Origin of the sequence: Curtobacterium sp. MCBA15_013, from assembly GCF_001865095.1 — a bacterium.
GTDB lineage: Bacteria > Actinomycetota > Actinomycetes > Actinomycetales > Microbacteriaceae > Curtobacterium.
Window position 1 is genome coordinate 39,379 of sequence record NZ_MJGQ01000011.1, and the last position, 20,718, is coordinate 60,096.

Annotated in this window: 23 protein-coding genes; 12 read left to right on the top strand and 11 right to left on the bottom strand. The window is 70.7% G+C overall.

Annotated elements, in window-relative coordinates:
• Together BIV01_RS08460 and BIV01_RS08465 are read right to left on the bottom strand one after the other, a co-directional pair.
• Positions 1-1,077 carry a hydroxyacid dehydrogenase gene (locus BIV01_RS08460; RefSeq protein ID WP_217642543.1) on the bottom strand — a complete coding sequence of 359 codons (1,077 nt, stop codon included), beginning with the start codon at positions 1,075-1,077 and terminating at the stop codon, positions 1-3.
• An 83-nt stretch (positions 1,078-1,160) separates the two neighbouring features.
• Positions 1,161-2,270, bottom strand: coding sequence for a substrate-binding domain-containing protein (locus BIV01_RS08465; protein WP_071302578.1), 1,110 nt, complete (start codon positions 2,268-2,270; stop codon positions 1,161-1,163).
• Positions 2,271-2,402: 132 nt separating this feature from the next.
• On the opposite strand from BIV01_RS08465, the gene BIV01_RS08470 reads away from it, so the two are divergent.
• From BIV01_RS08470 to BIV01_RS08480, 3 genes are read left to right on the top strand one after another with little or no spacing between them, the layout of a single operon-like run.
• The gene (locus BIV01_RS08470; RefSeq protein WP_229085653.1) at positions 2,403-3,386 is read left to right on the top strand and encodes an ABC transporter permease; all 984 of its coding nucleotides are present in this window, start codon (positions 2,403-2,405) and stop codon (positions 3,384-3,386) included.
• Positions 3,383-4,276, top strand: a complete 894-nt coding sequence (locus BIV01_RS08475) for a carbohydrate ABC transporter permease (RefSeq protein ID WP_071296218.1) — start codon at positions 3,383-3,385, stop codon at positions 4,274-4,276. The genes BIV01_RS08470 and BIV01_RS08475 overlap by 4 nt, the downstream gene beginning before the upstream one ends.
• A gap of 49 nt (positions 4,277-4,325) precedes the next feature.
• Entirely contained in the window at positions 4,326-5,981 is a 1,656-nt protein-coding gene (locus tag BIV01_RS08480) for an extracellular solute-binding protein (RefSeq protein WP_071302537.1), read from the top strand.
• Positions 5,982-6,009: 28 nt separating this feature from the next.
• On the opposite strand, the gene BIV01_RS08485 is transcribed toward BIV01_RS08480, so the two are convergent.
• Positions 6,010-7,455 carry an amidase gene (locus BIV01_RS08485; protein WP_071302538.1) on the bottom strand — a complete coding sequence of 482 codons (1,446 nt, stop codon included), beginning with the start codon at positions 7,453-7,455 and terminating at the stop codon, positions 6,010-6,012.
• Between the two features lie 280 nt (positions 7,456-7,735).
• Here BIV01_RS08485 and BIV01_RS08490 point away from each other — a divergent pair, with 280 nt between their 5' ends.
• The 4 genes from BIV01_RS08490 (at position 7,736) to BIV01_RS08505 (ending at position 11,703) form a co-directional block, all read left to right on the top strand.
• Entirely contained in the window at positions 7,736-8,521 is a 786-nt protein-coding gene (locus BIV01_RS08490) for a glycoside hydrolase family 16 protein (RefSeq protein WP_071302539.1), read from the top strand.
• Between the two features lie 152 nt (positions 8,522-8,673).
• Entirely contained in the window at positions 8,674-9,642 is a 969-nt protein-coding gene (locus BIV01_RS08495) for a CPBP family intramembrane glutamic endopeptidase (protein ID WP_071302540.1), read from the top strand.
• On the top strand, positions 9,629-11,035 hold the full coding sequence (locus BIV01_RS08500) for a sensor histidine kinase (RefSeq protein WP_071302541.1): 1,407 nt from the start codon (positions 9,629-9,631) through the stop codon (positions 11,033-11,035). The genes BIV01_RS08495 and BIV01_RS08500 overlap by 14 nt, the downstream gene beginning before the upstream one ends.
• On the top strand, positions 11,032-11,703 hold the full coding sequence (locus tag BIV01_RS08505; protein WP_071302542.1) for a response regulator: 672 nt from the start codon (positions 11,032-11,034) through the stop codon (positions 11,701-11,703). Before BIV01_RS08500 ends, BIV01_RS08505 begins: the two co-directional genes overlap by 4 nt.
• A gap of 53 nt (positions 11,704-11,756) precedes the next feature.
• Here BIV01_RS08505 and BIV01_RS08510 read toward each other — a convergent pair whose 3' ends face one another.
• The 3 genes from BIV01_RS08510 to BIV01_RS08520 are packed head-to-tail and all read right to left on the bottom strand — an operon-like array spanning position 11,757 to position 13,608.
• Entirely contained in the window at positions 11,757-12,365 is a 609-nt protein-coding gene (locus tag BIV01_RS08510; protein ID WP_071302543.1) for a dihydrofolate reductase family protein, read from the bottom strand.
• Between the two features lie 41 nt (positions 12,366-12,406).
• Complete coding sequence (locus BIV01_RS08515; protein ID WP_071302544.1) at positions 12,407-13,306, bottom strand: NmrA family NAD(P)-binding protein; 900 nt, start codon at positions 13,304-13,306, stop codon at positions 12,407-12,409.
• Positions 13,303-13,608 carry a hypothetical protein gene (locus BIV01_RS08520; RefSeq protein WP_071302545.1) on the bottom strand — a complete coding sequence of 102 codons (306 nt, stop codon included), beginning with the start codon at positions 13,606-13,608 and terminating at the stop codon, positions 13,303-13,305. The genes BIV01_RS08515 and BIV01_RS08520 overlap by 4 nt, the downstream gene beginning before the upstream one ends.
• Positions 13,609-14,062: 454 nt before the next feature.
• Between BIV01_RS08520 and BIV01_RS19735 the strand changes: the two genes are divergently transcribed.
• Complete coding sequence (locus BIV01_RS19735) at positions 14,063-14,233, top strand: hypothetical protein (RefSeq protein WP_175473671.1); 171 nt, start codon at positions 14,063-14,065, stop codon at positions 14,231-14,233.
• Between the two features lie 287 nt (positions 14,234-14,520).
• On the top strand, positions 14,521-15,066 hold the full coding sequence (locus tag BIV01_RS08525; protein WP_071302579.1) for a cysteine hydrolase family protein: 546 nt from the start codon (positions 14,521-14,523) through the stop codon (positions 15,064-15,066).
• Positions 15,067-15,074: 8 nt separating this feature from the next.
• On the opposite strand, the gene BIV01_RS08530 is transcribed toward BIV01_RS08525, so the two are convergent.
• Complete coding sequence (locus tag BIV01_RS08530) at positions 15,075-16,046, bottom strand: phosphotransferase (protein WP_175473672.1); 972 nt, start codon at positions 16,044-16,046, stop codon at positions 15,075-15,077.
• 85 nt (positions 16,047-16,131) lie between these two features.
• Here BIV01_RS08530 and BIV01_RS19740 point away from each other — a divergent pair, with 85 nt between their 5' ends.
• The gene (locus BIV01_RS19740) at positions 16,132-16,560 is read left to right on the top strand and encodes a hypothetical protein (RefSeq protein ID WP_175473673.1); all 429 of its coding nucleotides are present in this window, start codon (positions 16,132-16,134) and stop codon (positions 16,558-16,560) included.
• A gap of 59 nt (positions 16,561-16,619) precedes the next feature.
• On the opposite strand, the gene BIV01_RS08540 is transcribed toward BIV01_RS19740, so the two are convergent.
• Both BIV01_RS08540 and BIV01_RS08545 read right to left on the bottom strand, forming a co-directional pair.
• A complete protein-coding gene (locus tag BIV01_RS08540; RefSeq protein WP_139199270.1) occupies positions 16,620-17,702 on the bottom strand; it encodes a hypothetical protein in 1,083 nt (360 codons plus the stop codon).
• Positions 17,703-17,821: 119 nt separating this feature from the next.
• Positions 17,822-18,046, bottom strand: coding sequence for a cold-shock protein (locus BIV01_RS08545; protein ID WP_071296203.1), 225 nt, complete (start codon positions 18,044-18,046; stop codon positions 17,822-17,824).
• A gap of 477 nt (positions 18,047-18,523) precedes the next feature.
• Here BIV01_RS08545 and BIV01_RS08550 point away from each other — a divergent pair, with 477 nt between their 5' ends.
• On the top strand, positions 18,524-18,745 hold the full coding sequence (locus BIV01_RS08550; RefSeq protein ID WP_071302549.1) for a hypothetical protein: 222 nt from the start codon (positions 18,524-18,526) through the stop codon (positions 18,743-18,745).
• Between the two features lie 121 nt (positions 18,746-18,866).
• Here the strand turns inward: BIV01_RS08550 and BIV01_RS08555 are convergent, their stop codons facing one another.
• Positions 18,867-19,271, bottom strand: coding sequence for a GNAT family N-acetyltransferase (locus BIV01_RS08555; RefSeq protein ID WP_071302580.1), 405 nt, complete (start codon positions 19,269-19,271; stop codon positions 18,867-18,869).
• 100 nt (positions 19,272-19,371) lie between these two features.
• Here BIV01_RS08555 and BIV01_RS08560 point away from each other — a divergent pair, with 100 nt between their 5' ends.
• On the top strand, positions 19,372-19,959 hold the full coding sequence (locus tag BIV01_RS08560) for a hypothetical protein (protein ID WP_071302550.1): 588 nt from the start codon (positions 19,372-19,374) through the stop codon (positions 19,957-19,959).
• A 123-nt stretch (positions 19,960-20,082) separates the two neighbouring features.
• Here the strand turns inward: BIV01_RS08560 and BIV01_RS08565 are convergent, their stop codons facing one another.
• Positions 20,083-20,613, bottom strand: a complete 531-nt coding sequence (locus BIV01_RS08565; RefSeq protein WP_071302551.1) for a glyoxalase superfamily protein — start codon at positions 20,611-20,613, stop codon at positions 20,083-20,085.
• Positions 20,614-20,718 lie beyond the last annotated feature (105 nt).

The window sequence follows — 20,718 nt, forward strand, 5'->3', positions numbered from 1 at the left end:
TCAGGCCTGGACGGCGAAGCCGTCGGGGACGATGGGGTCGGTGAAGGCGCCGGTCGCGGCGAAGGCGATGGTCTCGCGCACCGCGTTCTCGGCGAGCCGGCGGAGTTCGTTGCCGAGTGAGCCCGCGATGTGGGGCGTGATGAAGGTGTTCGGCGTCGAGCGGAGGCGCGCGTCCGGCGGCAGGAGCTCGGGTTCGGTGACGTCGAGCACGGCGGCGAGGTCACCGCGGTCGAGTCGGTCGGCGAGGGCGTCCTGGTCGAGGATCGCGCCACGGGCGGTGTTCACGACGGTGGTCCCCGGCCGGAGCAGGCCGATGACGTGCCGGTCGATCATGCCCCGGGTGGACGGCAGCAGCGGCGCGTGCAGCGTGACGATGTCGCTCGTGACGGCGAGCGTGTCGAGGTCGACCACGGTGACACCGAGCAGCGTGGCCTCGTCGTCGTCGAGGTACGGGTCGCTGACGAGCACTCGGACGTCGTGTGCCCGGAGCCGCTCGATCACCGCACGGCCGACGCGGGAGGCACCGACCACGCCGACGGTGATGCCGTGCATACCGACGACCGGCCAGGACCCCTCGACGTCGACGGGCCCGGTGGCGGACCCGAGGGCGGCGGCGGTCGCGAACGCGCGCTTGGCGGCGAGGACGATCATCGCGACCGTGAACTCGGCGACCGGCACGGCGTTCGCAGCGGCGCTCGAGGTCACCGCGATGCCCCGGGACCAGACGTCGTCGTCGACCACGGGTTTCACCGACCCGGCGGAGTGCGCCACGGCGCGCAGCCGCGGCATCCGGTCGAGGCGGCCCGCGTCGAGCTCCGGACTCCCCCACCCGGTCACGAGGACCTCGACCTCGGTGAGGAGCACGGCGTCACGCGGGTCGTCCGGGTCGAGCGGGCGGTCGGCGATGAGCCGGATCGCCTCGGAGGCGTGGAGTGCGGCGAGGTCCCCGTGGTCGAACACCCGCGCGAAGGTCGTCTCCGGCATCACGAACGCGACCGGGACGCGGCCTGTTCCGGGCGGGGGCACGGGTTCGGACACCCGCGGTACGGCGCGGTGCGTGCGGGGGTGTGACGTCATCGTCGGCGGCTCCTCGTAGGCGGTCGGCGATCACCATGCCAGCGCCGCGCGGTGTTCGATGTCAAGAACGGCCGCGCAAACGATCACGAAGCGAACACCGGCGCGACCGAGGACCCGCGCACGCTCAGCGTCGGCGTCAGGGTCATGTGCCGTCGGGCGAACCCGGTCTGCGCCGTGGCCGAGATCCGCTCGAAGCACATCGTCGCCGCGAACCGGCCGACGTCGTTCTTCGGTGGCGCCACCGCGGTGAGCGGGACCCCGGCGAGCGCGGCGACCTCGTCGTCGTAGGCCACCACGGAGAGGTCGCCCGGGATCGTCAGGCCCATCTCGGTGACGGTCTCGACGAACTCCACGGCGTAGTGGTCCGAGTGCACGAACACCGCGGTGGTGCCCGTGTCGATGCAGCGTCGGACGAACGCCCGTGTGGCCTCGCCGACCGCGTGCGTCTCGTCGATCACCTCGACGGGTGCGTCGGTGCCGAGGCCGAGCTGGCGGACGCTGCGCTCGTAGCCGGTACGGAGCTGCGGGGTCGTCGGGGTCTCGAACACGGCCATGCCGATCTTCCGGTGCCCGAGCGAGGCGAGGTGGCGGAGGGCGATCCCGGCCCCGGCCTCGTGGTCGCTCCGGACGGACTCGAGCTGCGTGCCGACGGGTGCCTCGGTGAGGGAGCGCTCGACGACGACCACGGGCATCGGTGCCCGGTCGAGGAGCTCGAGGGTGTCGACGGCGTCCGCGACGGTGGTCGTCACGAGGAGCCCGTCGACCCCGGCGGCGATGAGCCGTTCGACCTGCTGTCGTTCGCGGTCCGGGTCGTAGCGGGACACCCCGAGGACGACCCGTCCGCCGAGGGCCTCGGTGCGCTCGGCGACGCCCGCGACGATCTTCGGGAAGTAGTAGCCCGGGTCTGGGACGACGAGTCCGAGGGTGAACAGCGCGCCGGGTTCGGTCGCGGTCCGCGTGGTCGGCTCGGGTCGCGGTGCCGGACGGTGCGGTGCGCCGGCGGTGGGCAGTGTCTCGACCGACACCGCGCCGCCGTGCACACGTCGCGCGAGTCCGCGGTCGGCGAGTTCGGACAGGTCGCGGCGCACCGTCATCGCCGAGATCCCTTCGCGCGCGGCGAAGTCCGAGGCGGACAGGCTGCCGTGGACACGGAGTTCGGCCAGGATCCGTTCCTGCCGTCTGGTCGGGTGCATCGTCGCTCCCATGTTCGTTTCGTGTGCGGGTGAATACGCCCGCTTGACCGTCATCATACGGACGTCCCAGGATGACGAAACCGCCACCGGAGGTCCGGCCGCGGACCCCAGCCACGTGAGCAAAGGAGCCACATGAGCGCGACGATGGTCGACCCGGCCACCGAGACGCGGACCCCACGGTCCGACGGCGTCCCGGTGGCCCGCAAGGTCCCGTTCACCGCGAGGTTGCGACGGGACTACCCGCTGCTGATCATGGTCGCGCCGGCGGTGGTCCTGCTCCTGCTGTTCGTGTACGTCCCGATGCTCGGGAACGTGATCGCGTTCATGGACTACCAGCCGTACATCCCGATCGCTCAGAGCCCGTGGGTCGGGTTGTCGAACTTCCAGGTGCTCTTCGCGGACCCGGACTTCTGGCGCGCGACGCTCAACACGCTGGAGATCACGTTCATCCAGCTGGTGCTGTTCTTCCCGGTGCCGATCGCCCTCGCGCTGCTCATCCACTCGCTGGTGTGGCCGTGGCTGCGGGCGACCGTGCAGTCGGTCCTCTACCTGCCGCACTTCCTGTCCTGGGTCATCGTCGTCGGGTTCTTCCAGCAGTCGCTCGGCTCGGGCGGTGTCGTGAACCACGCGCTCCGGCAACTCGACGCCGGCACGATCAGCGTGATGAGCGACCCGTCGACGTTCAAGCTGCTGCTGACGAGCCAGGTGATCTGGAAGGACGCCGGCTGGGGGACGATCATCTTCCTCGCGGCCCTCGCGGCGATCGACGACAACCTGTACGAGGCCGCCGCGATCGACGGCTCGGGTGCGTGGAGCCGGTTCTGGCACGTGACGCTGCCCGGCATCCGGCCGATCATCGTGCTGCTGCTCATCCTGCGGCTCGGCGAGGCGCTGTCCGTCGGCTTCGAGCAGATCATCCTGCAACGGAACGCCGTGGGGGCCGATGCCGCCGAAGTGCTCGACACCTACGTCTACTACCACGGCGTCGTCGACGGGAACTGGTCCACGGGCATCGCCGTCGGCCTGATCAAGGGCCTCGTCGGGTTCGTCCTCATCATGGCGGCGAACAAGGCCGCCCACATGCTCGGTGAGCAGGGAGTGTATTCGCGATCATGAGCACCATCGTCCGTCCGGTCTGGGCCGGGAAGCCCAAGCCCGTCGTCCTCGCGCTGAAGGCCGTCGCGATCGTCCTGATCCTCGCGGTGGTGCTGTTCCCGTTCCTCATCGTCTTCTCGACGAGCGTGTCGAGCCAGGCCGACGTCACGGCCGCCGGCGGCTACGTCGTCTGGCCGCGGTCCTTCGACCTCTCCGCCTACGTGCAGATCCTGTCCGGCGGGGTCGTCACCCGCGCCGTGGTGGTCACGCTCCTGGTGACGATCGTCGGCACGGCGATCAGCCTCGCGTCGACCGTCCTCGCCGCCTGGGCGCTCAGCCGGCAGGGATCGCTCTTCCAGCGGCCGCTGCTGACGTTCGTCCTCATCACGTTCCTGTTCGCGCCGGGGATGATCCCGCTCTACCTGATGGTGAAGCAGCTCGGGCTCCTCGACAACTACTGGGCGCTGATCCTGCCGAGCGCGTTCAGCGTGTTCAACATGGTCGTCGTCCGCGGCTTCATGATGAGCATCCCGCAGGAGCTCATCGACAGCGCGAAGATCGACGGCGCCGGCGAGTTCCGCATCCTCTGGCAGATGGTGCTGCCGCTGTCGCGCGCGGTGATCGCCGTCGTCGGGCTGTTCTACGCGGTCGGGTACTGGAACGCGTTCTTCAACGCCCTGCTCTACCTGTCGGACTCGACGAAGTGGACGCTCCAGCTGGTGCTCCGGACGTACGTGCTGCAGGGATCGAGCCTGGTGTCCGGCGCCGGGTCGGACGCGACCATGCAGCCGCCGGCGGAGTCGATCCAGATGGCGGTGGTGATGATCGCGATCATCCCGATCCTCGCCGCCTACCCGCTCGTCCAGCGCCACCTCACCAAGGGCGTCTTGACCGGCGCCGTCAAGGGCTGACGCGGCCCCGCCGAACCACCCTCCACCCGAACGCTTCAAGGGAGAAGCCATGACCGACACGACCACCGCCGGCCTCAGCCGACGGACCCTCCTCTCCGGCGCCGCCTTCGGCCTCGTCGCGTTCAGCACGGCGGGCGGCCTCGCCGGCTGCTCCTCCGGCGGCACCGCCGCGACCATCTCCGACACGGTCGCCGCGCTGCCGACGTACGTGCCGATCACGAAGGGTCCGAAGCCGGACCTGCCCGGCAACGACGTCGTGCAGCCCGTGTACTACTCGTACCCCCAGGACAGCGAACTCTTCACCTCGGTGACCGGGAAGGTGGCCGACGGGTCGAAGACGTCCGGGTTCGTCGTCACGTACACGGCACCACCGCCCGCCGACAACTCGTTCCTCGACTACATCGGTGGTCTGACGAACACCGAGTACGACCTGACGTTCGTCCCCGGCGACTCGTTCGACACGAAGTTCGCCACGATGACGGCGGGCAACGACATCCCGGACATCGTCGAGTTCCTGACCTTCGCGATGCCACCACGGTTCCCGCAGCTGCTCGACGCGAAGTTCTCGGACCTGTCGGAGTACCTGTCCGGCGACGCTGTGAAGGACTACCCGAACCTCGCGAACATCCCCACCGCCTCGTGGCGGAGTGCCCGCATCAACGGGAAGATCTACGGTGTCCCGGAGCACCGCCCGCCGTTCGGCTCGGTCATGGTCTGCCGCCCCGACCTCATCGAACAGCTCACCGGCGCAGCACCCGCGCCGAAGGACAAGGACGAGTTCACCGAGCTCTGCAGGGCGGTCACGGACACCAAGGCCGGCCGGTACGCGATCGCCGGCGGCGGTGGATCGAGCGGCGTCGACTGGTCGTACGACTTCATCGGCGCGACCTTCGGCGTCCCGAACCAGTGGAAGCAGTCCTCGGGCGGGACGCTCACACACAAGAACGAGACCGGTGCCTGGCTCGAGATGCTCTCGTACATCAAGAAGCTCTGGAACCTCGGGATCTACCACCCGGACACCCCGAGCCTCGAGAGCGCCAAGGCGAAGACGTACATCAACAACGGCACCGTGCTCATGCACCTCGACGGCATCTCGGCGCTGCTCGACGTCACCATGCCGAAGGGGATCGTGACCGGCGGCATCGTGCCGTTCGGTGCCGACGGCGGGAAGGGCGCGAACTACCAGGGCACGTCGAGCTTCTCGTTCGCCGCACTGAAGAAGACCACCCCGGCGAGGATCCGCTCCCAGCTCCGGCTGCTCGACTACCTGTCGGCACCGTTCGGCTCGCGCGAGGCCTTCACGCTCACCCACGGCAAGAAGAACGTGCACCACACCGGCAGCGGACCGGATGCGGTGCTCACGAAGACCGGCGAGCAGATGATCAACGCCAGCTCGCTGTACCGGCTCGCGGCGGGTCCGCAGGTGCTCAACACCGCGGTCCGGATCGACGAGCAGCTCCGCCAGTCGCACGCGTGGCAGGTCGCCACGCAGGACATGCTCGTGAAGAACCCGGTCGACGGCTTCTACTCCCCCTCGGCCACGTCCACGCAGTCGGCGAACCAGGCGTTCAACAGCGTCTGCAACGACTACGTGCTCGGTCGGACGAACCTCGCCGCCGTCAAGGCCGGGGTGAAGACGTGGACCGCTGCCGCAGGCGACAAGATGCGCAAGGAGTACAGCGAGGCGATGGAGAAGCAGGGCTGAGCCCTGGGCTCCGAAACCGAGCGCCCGGTCAGGCGGTCCAAGCCGCCGGGTGCCGCCGCTGCCACCGGAGCCGTCGCTCGAGCTGCGCGCCGATCGCCAGGAGCACCCGCTCGCCACCGGGACGCCCGATGAGCTGCACGCCCATCGGCAGTCCCGCGCCGTCCGGGTGCTCCTCGTCCGTCACACCGACGGGCAGCGTGATCGCCGGCAGCCCGGCCACGTTCGCCATCGACGTCCACGGCGAGTAGGCGCACTGGCGGCGGAAGTCCTCCTCCGGGTCGGACCCGTACCAGCCGAGCGGCCGCGGCGTGAGCGCGAGGGTCGGCGTGAGGACGGCGTCGAACCGGTCGAACGCACCGATGAGCGCCGCCGAGAAGGTGTCGAGCGCCGTCATCGCGTCGAGCACCTGCGTGCCGGTCAGCGTGCGGCCGCGGTCGACGAGCCACGACACCAGCGGCGTCAACCCGGACAGGTCGATCCCGGGGACCATCGGCAGCCGGGCGGCGCTCGACTCCCACGCCACCCGGAACGCGTCGGCGTACGGCGCCCGGGGCATCCGGACGTCCTCGACGCCGTGCCCGACCTCGCCGAGCACCCGGACGGCGGTCTCGACGGCGGCGCGTGCCCCGGGGTCGACCACCACGTCGACGGTGTCGTCCCAGGGGGAGCCTTCGAGCAGCCCGACGACGAAGCGCCCCTCGCCGCGGACGGCCGCGGCGGTGAACGGCCCCTCGCCGACGTCGGGCGTGACCAGCGCGTACGGGTGCGGCTCCGGGAGCCCGGTCGGCGACACGAGCGCGTCGAGCAGCATGCCCGCGTCCGCGACGTTCCGCGTGATCGGCCCCGCGACCGACAGCCCGCCGACGCCCGAGCGCCCGGGCATCGACGGCACACGACCACGGCTCGGCTTCAGCCCCACCAACCCCGTCGCCGCCGCCGGGATCCGCACGGAGCCCCCACCGTCCGACCCCACCGTGGCCGGGAGGAGTCCGGCCGCGACCGCGACCGCCGCGCCGCTCGACGATCCCCCGGGCGCGCGGCTCGTGTCGTACGGGTTCCGGGTCACGCCGAACCGGGTCTCCGACGACGAGGACATCCCGAACTCGGGTGACGCCGTCTTGCCGAGGCTCACCGCGCCGGCGGCGTCGAGCGCCGCGACGAGCGGGTGGTCGGCTGCCGCGGGGCGGTCGGGCAGACTCGTGGTTCCGTTCCGCGTGGCGACGCCGGCGCGGTCGTACAGGTCCTTGTCGGCGGACGGGAGGCCCCACAGCGGCCTCGACGTCGGCACCCGGTGGCCGAGGTGCTCGGCTCGGTCGCGTGCGGCGTCCGCGGTCACCGTCACGAAGGCGCCGAGACCGGGATCGAGCCGGGCGATCCTCGCCAGGTAGTGGTCGGTCACCTCGAGCGCGGTCGCCTCACCGCGTCGGATCCAGTCCCAGAGTTCCTGCGCGGCGAGGTGGTGGAGTTCGAACACCGCCTCAGCCTAGATGCGAGCGAAAATCTGAACATCCACTCAGTGACGCGTCCCCCGTTCGGGGGGCCGATCCGCGGCTGTCCCAGAGCATTGCTCATCCGATTCCCCTGGGGACTCCTCGGCGCGCGGGCAGTGAGCACGGGGTACGGTTCCGCGTCGCTCACGACCCGCAGGAGGACGCGAGCAGACGGTGATCAGGGACACCCGGAAGAAGGACATGGACAACAGGGAAACGAACCACACGACCAGGACCCGCACCAGGAGGCGAGTCGCCGCAGGGATGGCACTCGTCGCGGCCGGCGCCGTCGTCATCGGACTCGCGCAGCAACCGAGCGCGTCCGAAGCGGCGACCACCTCGCTGACCAAGATGCCCACGGGCACGGTGGTGTCGAACGGTCGGACGTGGAAGCAGACGTACGCCGAGGACTTCTCCACCGCTGCACCGCGCGGCAGCGTCCTCAGCAAGTACCCGGGCCTCGGGGCCTACGACGGCTACCGCGACACGAGTGGTCGCGGGCTCTACGCACCGGACAAGGTGCTGAGCGTCAAGGACGGCAAGCTCGACTTCTGGGTGCACTCGGAGAACGGGCAGCCACTCGTCGCCACGGTGCTGCCGGACAACTACCGCGCACACACCACGGGTCGGGTGTCCATCCGCTACAAGACGACGGACACCCCGGGCTACAAGTTCGTCGGCATGCTGTGGCCGACGGACGACGACTGGAACAAGGGCGAGATCGACTGGCCCGAGGGTGACCTCGGCAGCACGGCTCGACCCGCGTCGGCGATCCCGGGATCGATGCGGAACGGGATGATGTCGTTCGACGGCAGCGTGCAGAAGCCGACCAAGTCGGCCCAGAGCGGCGGCTACCACGTGGCGACCACCGAGTGGGACCACGGCGTGGTCCGGTTCTACTGGAACAACTCGCTCGTGTCGGTCACCCGCAAGGCGGTCCCGACGGACCCGATGCGGGTCACGCTGCAGGCGGAGACCGCCATCGGCGGCTCCGTGCCGGCGTCCGCGAGCGGACACGTCGACATCGACTGGGTCTCGATCTGGGACTGACCGAGTGAAGGACTGGAGGCGCGGTGCCAGCTGGCACCGCGCCTCCAGTCCGTGATCCTCGCGTCCACGTCCTTGCATCCTTCGGAGGAACCCCGCGGAGTGCGTCCCTTCGCCGGTCGTCCGTCGGACGCGCCGTTCGTAGCGTCGATGCCATGACGATCACCACCGAAGACCGGCACACCGCCGGCACCGGCACCCCCCGACGGACAGGGGTCCGCGGGGTCATCACGCGGCACCCGCTCGCCTCCTTCGCCACCCTCGCCCTCGGCCTCAGCTGGCTGGCGTGGATCCCCTACATCCTGTCGCCGCACGGCCTCGGCGTCTGGGACCTCCACTTCCCCGAGTTCCTCGGCACGGCGCAGTTCACCGGCGTCCTGCCGGGAGCGTTGCTCGGCCCCCTCGGCGGTGCCTTCCTCGTGACGGCGATCGCCGACGGCCGCCCCGGACTCCGCCGCTGGGTCGGTCGGCTCTGGCGCTGGCGGGTCGCCTGGTACTGGTACGCCCTCGCCCTCGTCGGCGTGCCCGCGATCATCGTCGCCACGGGGCTGCCCTTCGCCGGCGGCCAGGTGCAGGCGCCGAGTGCGCTCGCGCTGCTCGCCCTCGTTCCCGGCCTCGTGGTGCAGCTCTTCTCCACCGGGCTGTCCGAGGAGCCCGGCTGGCGCGACTTCGCCCTGCCGCGACTGCAGGAGCGGTTCGGCCCGCTGGGCGCCGCCGCCGTCCTCGGCCCGCTGTGGGCGCTCTGGCACATGCCGCTCTACCTCAGCGACTGGGGCGGGTGGCCGGACGCGCACTGGACGGAGCCGGTCGTGTTCGCCGTGTTCACCATCACCTTCAACGTCGTGATGACGTGGGTGTTCAACCGCACCGGCGAGAGCCTGCCCGTCGCCCTCCTCCTGCACGTCGGCGTGAACAACACCATCTCGACGCTGTGGGCCGACATGTACCCGGGGATGACCGCCGGCACGATGATGCACGGCCTCGCGATCGTGTCCACCGTCGCGGCCCTCGTCCTGCTCGTGGTGACACGGGGGCGGCTCGGCTACACCGACGGCGGACGCGGCGGCAGCGGCCGCACCGTCGGCACGCCCCGACTCGTAGGATCGAACGATGGCACCCGCTGACGCGCCCGACCGACGCGACGCACGCGGCGTGCCCACCCGACGACGCCGCTGGACCGACCTGCTCGTCGCCGCCGGTACCGCCGTGGTCACGCTCGGACTCCTGCTCGGCCTGCCGCCACTCGACGCCATGGACCCGGACACCACGGACACGATGGGAGCCGGTCCCGGGTTCCCCGAGGTCGGCGGGAGCGCGTGGACCCTCCTCGCGATCACCCTGGTCGCCCAGTCGGCCCTGCTGCTCGGTGCCCGCCGAGCACCCCGCTCCGTGCTCCTCGCCGTCAGTGCACTGCCGATCCTCCTGGCCCTCGTGTCGACGAGCGCCGCGTTCGGCCTCACCGCACTGCCCGTCGTCGTGGCCGTCGTGCTCGCCACGCTCCGGGTCCCGCTCCCCCGCCTCTGGCCGGCCGTCGCGGGATCGGCGGTGCTCGTGGCGGTCGGCACGGGGACCACGTGGGCCCACGGCTCCGGCGCGATGCGGAGCGGCGTCGTGTCCGGGCTCGGCGCGTCGGCCGGGCAGGGCGTGCTGCAGGCCGTCGGCGCGGTCGGACTCCCCCTCGTGGTGACGCTCATCGTCCGATCCCGCCGCGAGCTCCGGGCCGCACGCCGCGCCGAGTCGGACGCCCGCACCGCGGCAGCCGACGCCCGCAGCGCGGCAGCCGACGCCCGGACCGCCGAGGCAGCCGCCCTCGCCCGGGAGCAGGACGCCCGCGTCGAGGCGGCCGTCTCCCGCGAACGCGCCGCGATGGCCCGCGAGCTGCACGACATCGCCGCCCACCACCTGTCCGGGATCGCCCTGATGTCGGCCGTCGTCGACCGGCAGATCGACACCGACCCGGACGGCGCGCACGAGGGTGTCCGGCAGGTGCGCGAGCAGAGCACGGCCGTCCTCGAGGACCTCCGCCGCCTCGTCGGACTCCTCCGCGACGACACCCCCGCCGAGACCGTGGTCGAGACCGTCGCCGGCATCGTCGACCTCGTCGAGGCCGCCCGCACGCGCAGCGCGGTCGAGCTCACCGTGCAGCCGGGCGACCACCCGCTGGCGGACGGCATCGGTCCGCTCACCCAGCTCGTCGCCTACCGCACCGTCCAGGAGGCCCTCGCCAACGTCGCGCTCCACGCCGCCGGCGCACCGTGCCGGGTGACCGTCGACGACCGCGACCCCGACCACCTGACGGTCCGCGTCGAGAACGGGGTGCCCACCGCACCGTCCGTCGGCAGCTCGCCGTCGGGTGGGAACGGACTGCGCGGCATGCGCGAGCGGGCAGAACTGGTCGGGGCGCTCCTCCAGGTCGGACCCACCGGTGACGGTGGCTGGACGGTCGAGCTGGTGACGGCTCGGGAGGCGCGACCCGACGCCGACACGTCGGCCCACGCGCAGGAGGTGGCCGGGTGATCCGCGTGCTGGTGGCGGACGACCAGCCGCTGGTTCGCGCCGGTGTCTCCGCCCTGCTGTCCGCAGAGCCCGACATCGAGGTCGTCGGGGTCGCCGCCGACGGCGGCGAGGCCCTCGCGCTCGCCCGGAGCACCCGGCCCGACGTCGCGTGCCTCGACATCCGGATGCCGGTGCGGAACGGCATCGAGGTCACACGCGAACTCTGCGCCCCCGGGGCCGACCCTTCGGTCCCGGTGCTCGTGCTCACCACGTTCGACCTCGACGACCTCGTGTTCGGCGCACTCGAAGCGGGTGCGTCGGGCTTCCTCCTGAAGGACGCCGAGCCGGACGTGATCGTCGGGGCGGTGCGGCAGGTCGCGGCCGGGAACGGCACCATCGACCAGGCGCTCACCCGTCGTGTGCTGCGCGAGTTCGTCGCGCGGCGAAGTCTGCAGCCGGTGTCGGGCGACCGGGCGGACGAGGTCCTCACGGCACGCGAGCGGGACGTGCTCCTGCTGCTCGCCCAGGGGATGTCGAACGAGGAGATCGCCGCCGCGCTCGTCGTCGAGGTCTCCACGGTGAAGTCGCACCTCGCCCGGATGCTGCCGAAGCTCGGGGTGCGGTCGCGGCTGCAGGCCGTGGTGTGGGCGTACCAGAACCGGATCGTGACGGTGCCGGACGGGTCCTGACGGTGGTCGTGCGCGGTGCGGTGCGGCGCGGGCGTGTGCGGGTGCTGCGGCCGTCAGGCGCGGCGGCGGTACCGGATGTGGGTCGTCAGCGGCGAGTGCAGGACCTCGACGGGCTCGAAGTCGAACGACTCGGCGCCGTCCGCGAAGATCCGCTCCCCGGAGCCCAGCAGCACCGGGGCGACGTCGAGCGTCAGTTCGTCGACGACCCCGGCGGCGAGCGCCTGGCGGACCGTCGAGGCGCCGCCGGCGATGTCGACCCCGGCGTCTCCGGCCGCCTCGACGGCGCGCGTGTAGGCGGCGTCGAACCCGTCGGTGACGAAGTGGAAGGTCGTGCCGCCGTCGAGCTCGATCGGGTCGTGGGCCGTGTGCGAGAGCACGAAGACGGGTGCGTGGTACGGCGGTTCGTCGCCCCACCAGCCCGTCCAGTCGTCGGGCCGCTCGGTGCTGGGCGGCCCGAACATGTTCTGGCCCATCACGTACGCGCCGCGGGGTCGCATGAGCCAGCCCGCTGCCGTGCGGTCCGCCTCGCCGACGTCGGCGCCGGGCATGTGCCAGGTGTGGAGCTCCCCGCCCCGGCGTCCGAGGGGTTGGTCGAGGCGCTGGTCGGGCCCGGCGACGAAGCCGTCGAGGGAGATCGACATGTGGCAGGTGGTGTCGGTCATCAGGTGCGCTTCCGTTCGAGGGCTCCGGCTCGGTCGTGGGTTCAGGCTCGGACGTGTTCGGCGAGCACGTCCCGCACCGTCGTCCAGCCCTCTGCACCGTACCGCTCGTCGTCGACGTGGCGCAGCGTGGCCTCGCCGCTGAACATGCTGACGAAGTACTGCATGCCCTGCCACGCCGGGAACGGCTCGTCGTCGCCGGCCTTCGACAGGCGCCGTCCCACCCGGGCCATCGCCGAGAGCGTCGACGCGGTCCCCGCCCACTGCAGTCGGAAGGGGGTGCCGGTGAGCCGGGACATCGTGTCGGCGATGCTCCGCGAGGTCACCCGGTCCCCCGCGACCTCGACGAAGCGCGGTGCACCCGGGTCGAGCGCGACGAGGGCGGTGGTGCGGGCGACGTCGTCCTTCGTGGTGAAGTCGAGCACCTGGTCGGCCGAGGACCAGTAGAGCACCCGCTGTCGGTCGAACAGGATGAGCGGCGCCTGCCCGGTGAGCATGTCCGTGAACGCGCCGTTCAGCACCGACGTCGCCCGGATGCGTGCGGCGTCGAGGTCGGCGGCGAACTCGCGGCGCAGCTCGAAGTTCCGGTTCGTCCCCGGGGTGATGGACCGGTAGTCGGCGGCGTAGTCGGACGGGATGAACCGTTCGACGCCGGCGTCCACCGCTGCCCGGAGCAGGGCGCGCTGCGCGTCGACGATCACCGAGCGCGTGCCGCTCACCGCGGACACCACGACCTCGGCCCCGGCGAGCGCCGAGGTGAGCGCTGCGTGGTCGTCGTAGTCCGCGCGGACCACCTCGACGTGGTCGTCGCCTTCGGTCGGTGCCGTCGCGGTGGACCCGGGGCGGGTCAGGACGCGGACGTGGGTGTCGTGCCGACGGAGTGCCCGGACGATGCGTCCGCCGAGGTCACCGGTCGCGCCGGCGACGAGGACGGTGGTGGTCACGCCTTCTCGACGTCGGAGAAGAGCCCGGTGAAGGTCACTCCGGTGGCGCCGAGCTGGCCGAAGAACGCGCCCGCTTCCTCGCCGGCGACGGCTGCCGACGCGTCGTCGTAGGAGTCGAAGTACAGGTCGAGCGTCCGGTGCGCCGGGGTGGGCGTACCGTCCTCCTTCGGCCAGACCTTGCCGGCCTCGAGGCGGCGGAGCTGCGGCAGGGCGCCGGCTGCTTCCTCGAGCGCGGGGTACGCCTGCTCGAAGGCAGCGGGGTCGGTCGGGTTGTCGATGATGAGGGTGATCTTGGTCGTCATGGGGCCAGTGTTCTCCCTCATCGCTGTCGCCGTGCGGAGGGGTCGGATCTCGTCGCTGCGCGCCCACTCGTCTCCGTCGAGTTCGACTGGTCACCGGGTGGTTCGGGGAGGTTCCGGTCCGCGATGCGACGCCGACTCGTGCGGTACGGCTGGCCCCAGCGAGCCCTCGGCCGCCCGCCTCGGTGGCCGATCGGCTGACGAGACGAGCTCGCAGGCCAGTGGCTGGACGCGGCGAGTGTCAGACGCCCACCTGCCCAGGCGGACAGCGGCTGGCCGACCGGTGGATCACCTCCCCCTCTCGGTGGATGCGCAGGCTCTCGCGCAGCTGTCAGGCTCCGACCGGCGCAACGCGTCATACCGATGAGGGGATCGAACGTGAACACGAGAACACACGCACTTCGACGCACGACCTTCGTGAAGACCGCCCGGAACAACTGCAGTTGAGGTGCAACCGATGTTGCTGAAGTTCATCCCGATCCCGATCATCATCCTCGGCTTGATCGGTTTCCTCGCCGACATCAGTTGGTGGTTGCTCGCCATCCTCGGAGCCGCCTCGGCACTCGCTCTCATCGCCGGAGACGCCCTGATCGCTCGACACAAGCGCCAGACGTCAGCACGCCGTTGAGACAACGAGAGCCGCAACACCCATCGGTACTGGGGCTCTCGTTTCTCCACAGCGCAGCGTTCTCAGCGTGACACTCATCACCAGAACGCCCCGCCCCGCCTACCGAACACGAGTTGATGCCCCGGCGTCCATGCTTCCGGCGATTGCAGGAGTGGCCCCGGCTCGAGTACTGAAGCCACGCGCCTGTGGCGGCGACCGGTTGCGGATCAGATGTCGAGACCTTGCTCAGGTCCCCACGCTTGTCCGACCAGTCATCCGGATCGCACATGGGTGACAGGATGCTGGTCATGCCGACCATGAGTGCGCTTCTTGTCATCGATCTGCAGCGGGGCGTGATGAGGGACTGTTTCGACGCGGAGGGTGTGCTCGCGCGGACCGCCCGACTCGTTGATCGTGCCCGAGCAAGCGATGTGCCTGTCGTGTGGGTGCAGGATCACGACGACTTCGCGGAGGGGTCCGGAGACTGGCAACTGGCGGCGCCGCTGGAGCGGCGATCGAACGAGCCACTGGTGAAGAAGGAGTACCGGGACTCGTTCTCGGACACGGACCTCGACGAGGTCCTGGATCGCTTGGGCGCGCGGCATCTCGTCGTCGCGGGTGCGCAGAGCGACTACTGCATCCGGACGACGACCCAGGCCGCGGCCGCGCGCGGCTTCGACGTGACGCTGGTGTCCGATGCACACACGACCACGGACGCAGAGCACGACGGTGTCCGCATCAGTGGGGAGCAGATCGTCGCCCACACGAACATGTACTTCGGCGGGCTCAGGTACCCCGGCCGGCACTACGCCGCCGAGCGACACGACCGAGTGGAATTCGCGCCCGGTCCCTGACGGATCGGCTACCGGATGAGCTCCTGGATCACATCGAGGCCGTCGTGGCAGCGCTGGACGTACCCGGCGTACAGATCCGCACGGTTGTCGAGCGCCCAGCGGGTGACGTCGACGAGATGCAGAGCGGTCATCATCGCGAGTTCATCCCGCGCCCGGTCCGAGCCGAGACCGGCGGTTTGGGCGAAGTCGTCGTAGTCCTGCCGATCGACCGATTCGTCGATGAAGCACCACTCGAAGACCCGCCGAGCGTCGGTCCAAGGCGTTGGTCCGGTCTCGGCGCCGCCCCAGTCGATCAGGACGGGCGGTGTCTCCGGGCCGCGGGAGATGAGGTTGCGTGGCGCGAGGTCGCCGTGTGCCAGGCCGTGTTCGTAGGTCCTACGAGCCAGGTGGGCGAACATGCGCTCGACGACTGCTGGTTGCTCGTAGGCGCCGTCCGTGAAGAGCACGTCATCCGGCCCGAGGGAAGTGCGGTTGTAGTCGAGGTGCGCGGCCCACGCGGTGTCGAGGTCCTTCCCGAACCGGGAGTAGAGGGAGAGCGGGGCGTCTTGCAGGGGCACCCTGCCGACCGTGCGGGCATAGACGCCGAGCCACGACCACGGCCGTAGTACCGCGCGGTCGTCAGGTGCGACGTAGGTCGACAACGAGAACGGAACCCCACCCTCCACTCCGTGAGCGATGGGTTCCGCGGTGGCGATGCCCGTTCGGGCGGCAGCGTCCGCCGCCCAGGCCTCGACTGGGAACTCATCGGCGCGGAGCGGATCGACCGGGTACCGGAGAACGACGGGGTTGCCTCCTGCGCGTTCGACGCGGAACGTGTGGTTGACCGTGCCGCCCGGGAGCGGTTCGAGATGTGTGGGCGTTCCACCGATGCTCCGCATCACCGCGCTGAGCCAGGCGTCGTCGACCATGGTGGTGTCCACCCTCCCATTGTGATGCGGATGGAGCCCGCAGCTGCGTGCCGACCGGTCGTCCGCCCGCACTCCTCTGGGTGGCGGCTGAGCGCGAGACGGGGACGGCCAGCAAGATGGATCGGACCACGCGAGCGCGGCGGTCGGAGAGGACACCGTGACGAACGACATCAGCGATGCCGGACTGCAGGCAATGATCGACCGAGCCGGGCAGATCACCGCCGACGAGGCAGAGTCGCTCGACATCGCGTGGAAAGCCGACGAGGCGATCCTGCTGCCGGAACCGAGTGCCTCCCTCGCGATCCAGGGAGGCGCTGACGGGCGGATGGTCACGAACGCCGACCTCGTGGCCGCTTGGCAGCACGCGCTCGAGGCCGCTGGCGCAGCGGGACGCGTCGAGGAGATCGAGGCCGCGCAGGAGGCTGGACGCGCGGTGCGACACTCGGAGGCGCACCTCCGGGATCGTGCGGGCGCCGAGGAAGCAGTCCGATCCGCGGTGCTCGCGAGCGGGGTACGCGACCTCGTCTCGGACGACGAGTACGCCACGCTGACGGCCGTCTGGCGCAAGGTGCTCGGGGAGGTCTGACCCGTCGGCTGCTCGCGCTCCACCGAGAGCCTCTCGCCGCCTGGTGTGGAGCCGGCGGATCAGGGGCGAGCGACGCCGCTGAAGTCCGGGGAGCCGTCCGGCGCCGCCGGCAGCGGCGTTCCGTCGACGTAGCGCGGCCACGCGAGCGCGCGGGCGCCGTCCGGTCGACGTTCGTAGAGCAGACCGTCGCTGCCCGTGACCGTCAGCGCCGTTTCCTGGGTCGTCCGGGCGCCGTCCGCTCGGGCCGACCGGGCTGCCTCAGCCGGAAGCACCTCATGGTCGACGAGCCGCCCGGGCGCCGTTGGAGGGACGGCAGGTCCGGGCACGCTCGTCCACTCGCCGACGGGCGGATCGGCTGCACCGTGCTTCTCCGAGCCCGACACCCCCGTGGGCTCCACCACCGGTGGCGTGGTGGAAGCCGCACCGTTCGGCGTCGAGGACGGTCGTGGCCACACGGCTGCGGACGGCTCGGAGGACCCACCCTGGCCCCCGCGGTCGTGGTCACGCGGTCGGAACAGCGCGTTGCTCAGCGGCACGACGACGGTTCCGAGCAGGTCGAGGATGACCACGACCCACACCAGTCGCCAGAACCCGCTGGCGAGGTCGAGGTCGGGAGCGAGGAGGGGCACCGACAGCAGCAGGGCGAGGAGCGCGATCACCCCGACGGTCGCCTTCGCGACGAGCTGCAGCAGCGGGGTCGGGTACCGCCGGTGGATGACGAGGAGCAGGTGCACGTGCAGCAGCGCGAAGCGTGCGACGAACACGATGCCGATCCACTGCATGAACCGTTCGCCGACGAGCCAGATCCCGTCCCCGCCGAGCGGGTCGACCGGCACGATCCAGACCTTGGCCAAGCCGGTCACGAGCAAGTACAGCGAGACGACGATGCTCGCGAACGCGAACCTCCCGGACCGCCGCGACGACACGTCGGCGTCGTACCAGGACAGGAGCGCGAACACGACGACCACGACGACGGTCAGCAGGAGTTGCACGGCGACCCGGCCGAAGTCCCCGAGGAGCACCGCGACGATGCCGACCAGGCCGGCAGCGACGACGGCACCGATGATCGTCCGGAACACCAGTGGACGGACCCGCGCCCACCGTGGGTCGATCGTGCCCGTCACCACATCCGTACTCGCCATGCGCGCCCTCCCTCACGTCGATGTCCCCGAACACTAGCGGCGCTCGACCGTCCGCACAGCACCGTGAACGGGGGCCGCTCGGTTCGCGCACGGCCGTCCCTTCGACCATCGGTCAGTGATCAGATGCCCGTGACGCTGTGCGCTCGGAAGAAGTATCCGTCCTGTCCGGCAGGGTAGGGCTCCACCGCGAACCGCACGGCCTGGCCGGTCCGCAGCGAGAGGAAGCCGGGACCATCCAGGACGGAGAAGTGCACGAAGACGTCAGACTCGAGCGCTTCCGAACGGAGGGCGCCCCAGCCGTCGTCGTCACTCCACCGAACACAAACGCCTTCGACGACCTGCACGACCGCAACGTACCGCGTGGAGGCGTCCGGCTGCCGAACGGCTACCGAAGGTCAACCACAGCGGGATCATCGGTCGAGGCCGTCCACGCCTGTCGGCGACCAATCGCTGCCCCGTCCGCTGGCGCGCGGGTCGGCGACCACGCTGCTGGTGACCTCCGACATCGCCCGCAGCGAAGTGAGGCCTACGGACCCGGCCCGGCTCGAACGGGCAGCCACCCTCGCCGTGCTGCGGGCAGGACGCACCCGTACCGGGTAGATGCGCCTTGGACGGGCTCGCGTGGAGCCTACAGCCACTCAGCGAGCAGTCGTTCTGGGTCCTGTCGGCGGGCATCTGTGCGAACTAGCGGTCGTCGTGACCGTCGGCGCGCTCTGTGCTCGCCCACGCGGACGAGCGGTAGCGGGGCGCCGAGCAGCTGACTCCAGCCCTTTCGACGACCGATCCGCTTGCGCGACGACGCAGCGGGTAGCGTTGGCCTGGTGGGTGCTCTCTGGATCGGGCTGGCGGCCGTGGTCTGCCTTACTTGGGGCAGTGTCCTGCTCACCTTCCCCGAGCCGATCGCACGGTTCTCTCGGAAAGTGCAAGGCGAGTTCTGGGGAGGTCAGTTCACCCCGGAGTTGTCGAGGTTCATCGGGTGCGGTTTCGTGCTCGGCGGTGTGGTGGTGGCAGTGACGCTGCTCGTGCACATCCTTCGTGGTTGAAGGAGCGCCTCTTCGGAGGAGCTCCCACCGAGCCAGGTCGGGTGTCCGAGCAGTCAGCTGTCGAGTGCGATGACCATGACGCCCCACCACGAGCACTTCACAAGACGACCGAGACACCGGATCAGCGCAGGTGCACGAGTCCAGCGCGCGTCGGGAGGAAGCCGCAGGCCCCCTCGTAGAACGGCACCATGTCCTCGCCGTAGTCGACGAACAACCACTCGCAGCCGGCAGCGCGGACCGCTTCCACCGCGAAGCGGACGACCGTGGTCCCGAGGCCCTGGTGCTGACGAGACGGATGTGTCTTCGTGTCGATGAGGAACGCGTGGTCCGCACCGTCCCACGCGACGTTCACGAATCCGACCAGGGCCCCGTGCGTGTCCCGGGCTGCGACCCAGCCGAGCGAGTGCGGGCGGACCCGATCCCACCAACCGGGCTCGGGCGTCCCTCCGTGTGCCGCGGTGAGGTCCACGAGCTCGTCGTCGCCGATGCTCGAGCGCCAGGTCAGGGTCACGTCCTTGTGGTGCATCGTCCCAAGCTCCCACGACGGAGTCGGCTGCACCAGGGGCGTCATCGCGGACCGGCGTTCGACCGACCACTCCCGGAGCGGCCGTGCGAGGATCGGGGCCGTGGGGGAAACGAGAGTGTTGCCGGCGGACGCGCCCGAGGTCGCGGAACTCGAAGCGCAGGGCTGGAGCGTCACCGCCCGGTCGTTCGGCGCCCAGCTCGACGCCGACCGGATCGACCGGCAGCAGCTGCAGTCGCTCGTGGACCGCACCGCCGACATCGGTGCGACGCGGCCGCTCGGTCCCGACGACGTCGACGCGGTCCTGCGGCTCGACGCGCTGACGGCCCACGACTACCCCGGCGGCGTCGCGACCCAGCACGAGCCGCTCGACCGCGGGGCAGCGACCCCCTCATCGGCACGGCCCGCGTTCGGCACGGTCACGCCGGACGGCGAACTCGTCGCGATGACGTTCGTCGACACCGACGGGCCCCACGCCGAGACCTCCTTCACGGTCGTGCACCCCGGCCTGCGTGGCCGCGGGCTCGGACAGGCGGTCAAGGCTGCGTCAGTGCTCGCGTTGGCGGACGCGGGCACGACCCGGTTCCGCACCGGCGGTTCCGCGGAGAACACCGCGATCACGGCGGCGAACGCCGCCCTCGGCTACGTCCGCGACGAGGAGTGGGTGACGCTCGAGCCGCGCCATCGGTGAGGACGTACGCACCGTCGGACGGGAGGCGCGGGTCGGGCCCGCACCGCGCCTCCCGTCCGTCAGACCAGCCGCTGGGCGATGCTGCCGACCGGTCCGTCGAGCACGGCCTCGTCCTGGTGCAGCTCAGCTCCGCGACGACGCGTACGGTTCCCAGAACTGGAGCCGGTTGCCGAACGGGTCGATGACGAGCATCGTCCGTCCCCAATCGTTGGAGTCGAGGCCGGGCCGGGACCGCGGGTGCCGCTGCGCGAGCAGGGCGTCCCGGTAGGCGGCGACGTCGTCGACGACGAGCATGACTGCCCCTCCCGGTGTGGCGTCACCGTGGTGCTCGGTCAGGTGCAGCACCTTGCCGTCGAGCGACACCTGCGCGTACACGGGCAGGTCCGGTTCGAACCGGTGTTGCCATTCCCACTCGAACCCGAGGTAGTCGCAGTAGAAGGCTCGGGCGACCGCGTGGTCGAACACCCGCAACACCGGGATGACCCTCGGCGCGCTGCGCTTCTCCGGGTCCTGCCGGTGGTGCAACGCGGCCAGGGTGTTCCAGTCACGGAGGCCTGCTGCGTGGGCGGCTGCTTCGAGCACCTTCGAGTGCGGGATGCCAGTACCGGTGCTGAGCTCGCGCGCGAGTCGCTTGGCTTCTTCGATCGTGATCACGATGTTCCAATCGCGCGATGGGGCCTGGTTCCTGCGTTGCCAGGGATCGCGGAAGGATCGAGATCGACCGGAAGAGGATCGTTCGTCGGTGTTCACCGGATGCAG

Bases quoted from the DNA above. Each gene is read 5' to 3' on its own strand.
- BIV01_RS08510 (WP_071302543.1), bottom strand. From the start codon at position 12,365: ATGACCGACACCACCTGCCACATGTCGATCTCCCTCGACGGCTTCGTC.
- BIV01_RS08540 (WP_139199270.1), bottom strand. From the start codon at position 17,702: ATGGCGAGTACGGATGTGGTGACGGGCACGATCGACCCACGGTGGGCG.
- BIV01_RS08525 (WP_071302579.1), top strand. From the start codon at position 14,521: ATGCCGACCATGAGTGCGCTTCTTGTCATCGATCTGCAGCGGGGCGTG.
- BIV01_RS08500 (WP_071302541.1), top strand. From the start codon at position 9,629: ATGGCACCCGCTGACGCGCCCGACCGACGCGACGCACGCGGCGTGCCC.
- BIV01_RS08495 (WP_071302540.1), top strand. From the start codon at position 8,674: ATGACGATCACCACCGAAGACCGGCACACCGCCGGCACCGGCACCCCC.
- BIV01_RS08480 (WP_071302537.1), top strand. From the start codon at position 4,326: ATGACCGACACGACCACCGCCGGCCTCAGCCGACGGACCCTCCTCTCC.
- BIV01_RS19735 (WP_175473671.1), top strand. From the start codon at position 14,063: ATGTTGCTGAAGTTCATCCCGATCCCGATCATCATCCTCGGCTTGATC.
- BIV01_RS08465 (WP_071302578.1), bottom strand. From the start codon at position 2,270: ATGCACCCGACCAGACGGCAGGAACGGATCCTGGCCGAACTCCGTGTC.
- BIV01_RS08490 (WP_071302539.1), top strand. From the start codon at position 7,736: ATGGCACTCGTCGCGGCCGGCGCCGTCGTCATCGGACTCGCGCAGCAA.
- BIV01_RS08555 (WP_071302580.1), bottom strand. From the start codon at position 19,271: ATGCACCACAAGGACGTGACCCTGACCTGGCGCTCGAGCATCGGCGAC.
- BIV01_RS08470 (WP_229085653.1), top strand. From the start codon at position 2,403: ATGAGCGCGACGATGGTCGACCCGGCCACCGAGACGCGGACCCCACGG.
- BIV01_RS08460 (WP_217642543.1), bottom strand. From the start codon at position 1,077: ATGACGTCACACCCCCGCACGCACCGCGCCGTACCGCGGGTGTCCGAA.
- BIV01_RS08475 (WP_071296218.1), top strand. From the start codon at position 3,383: ATGAGCACCATCGTCCGTCCGGTCTGGGCCGGGAAGCCCAAGCCCGTC.
- BIV01_RS08520 (WP_071302545.1), bottom strand. From the start codon at position 13,608: ATGACGACCAAGATCACCCTCATCATCGACAACCCGACCGACCCCGCT.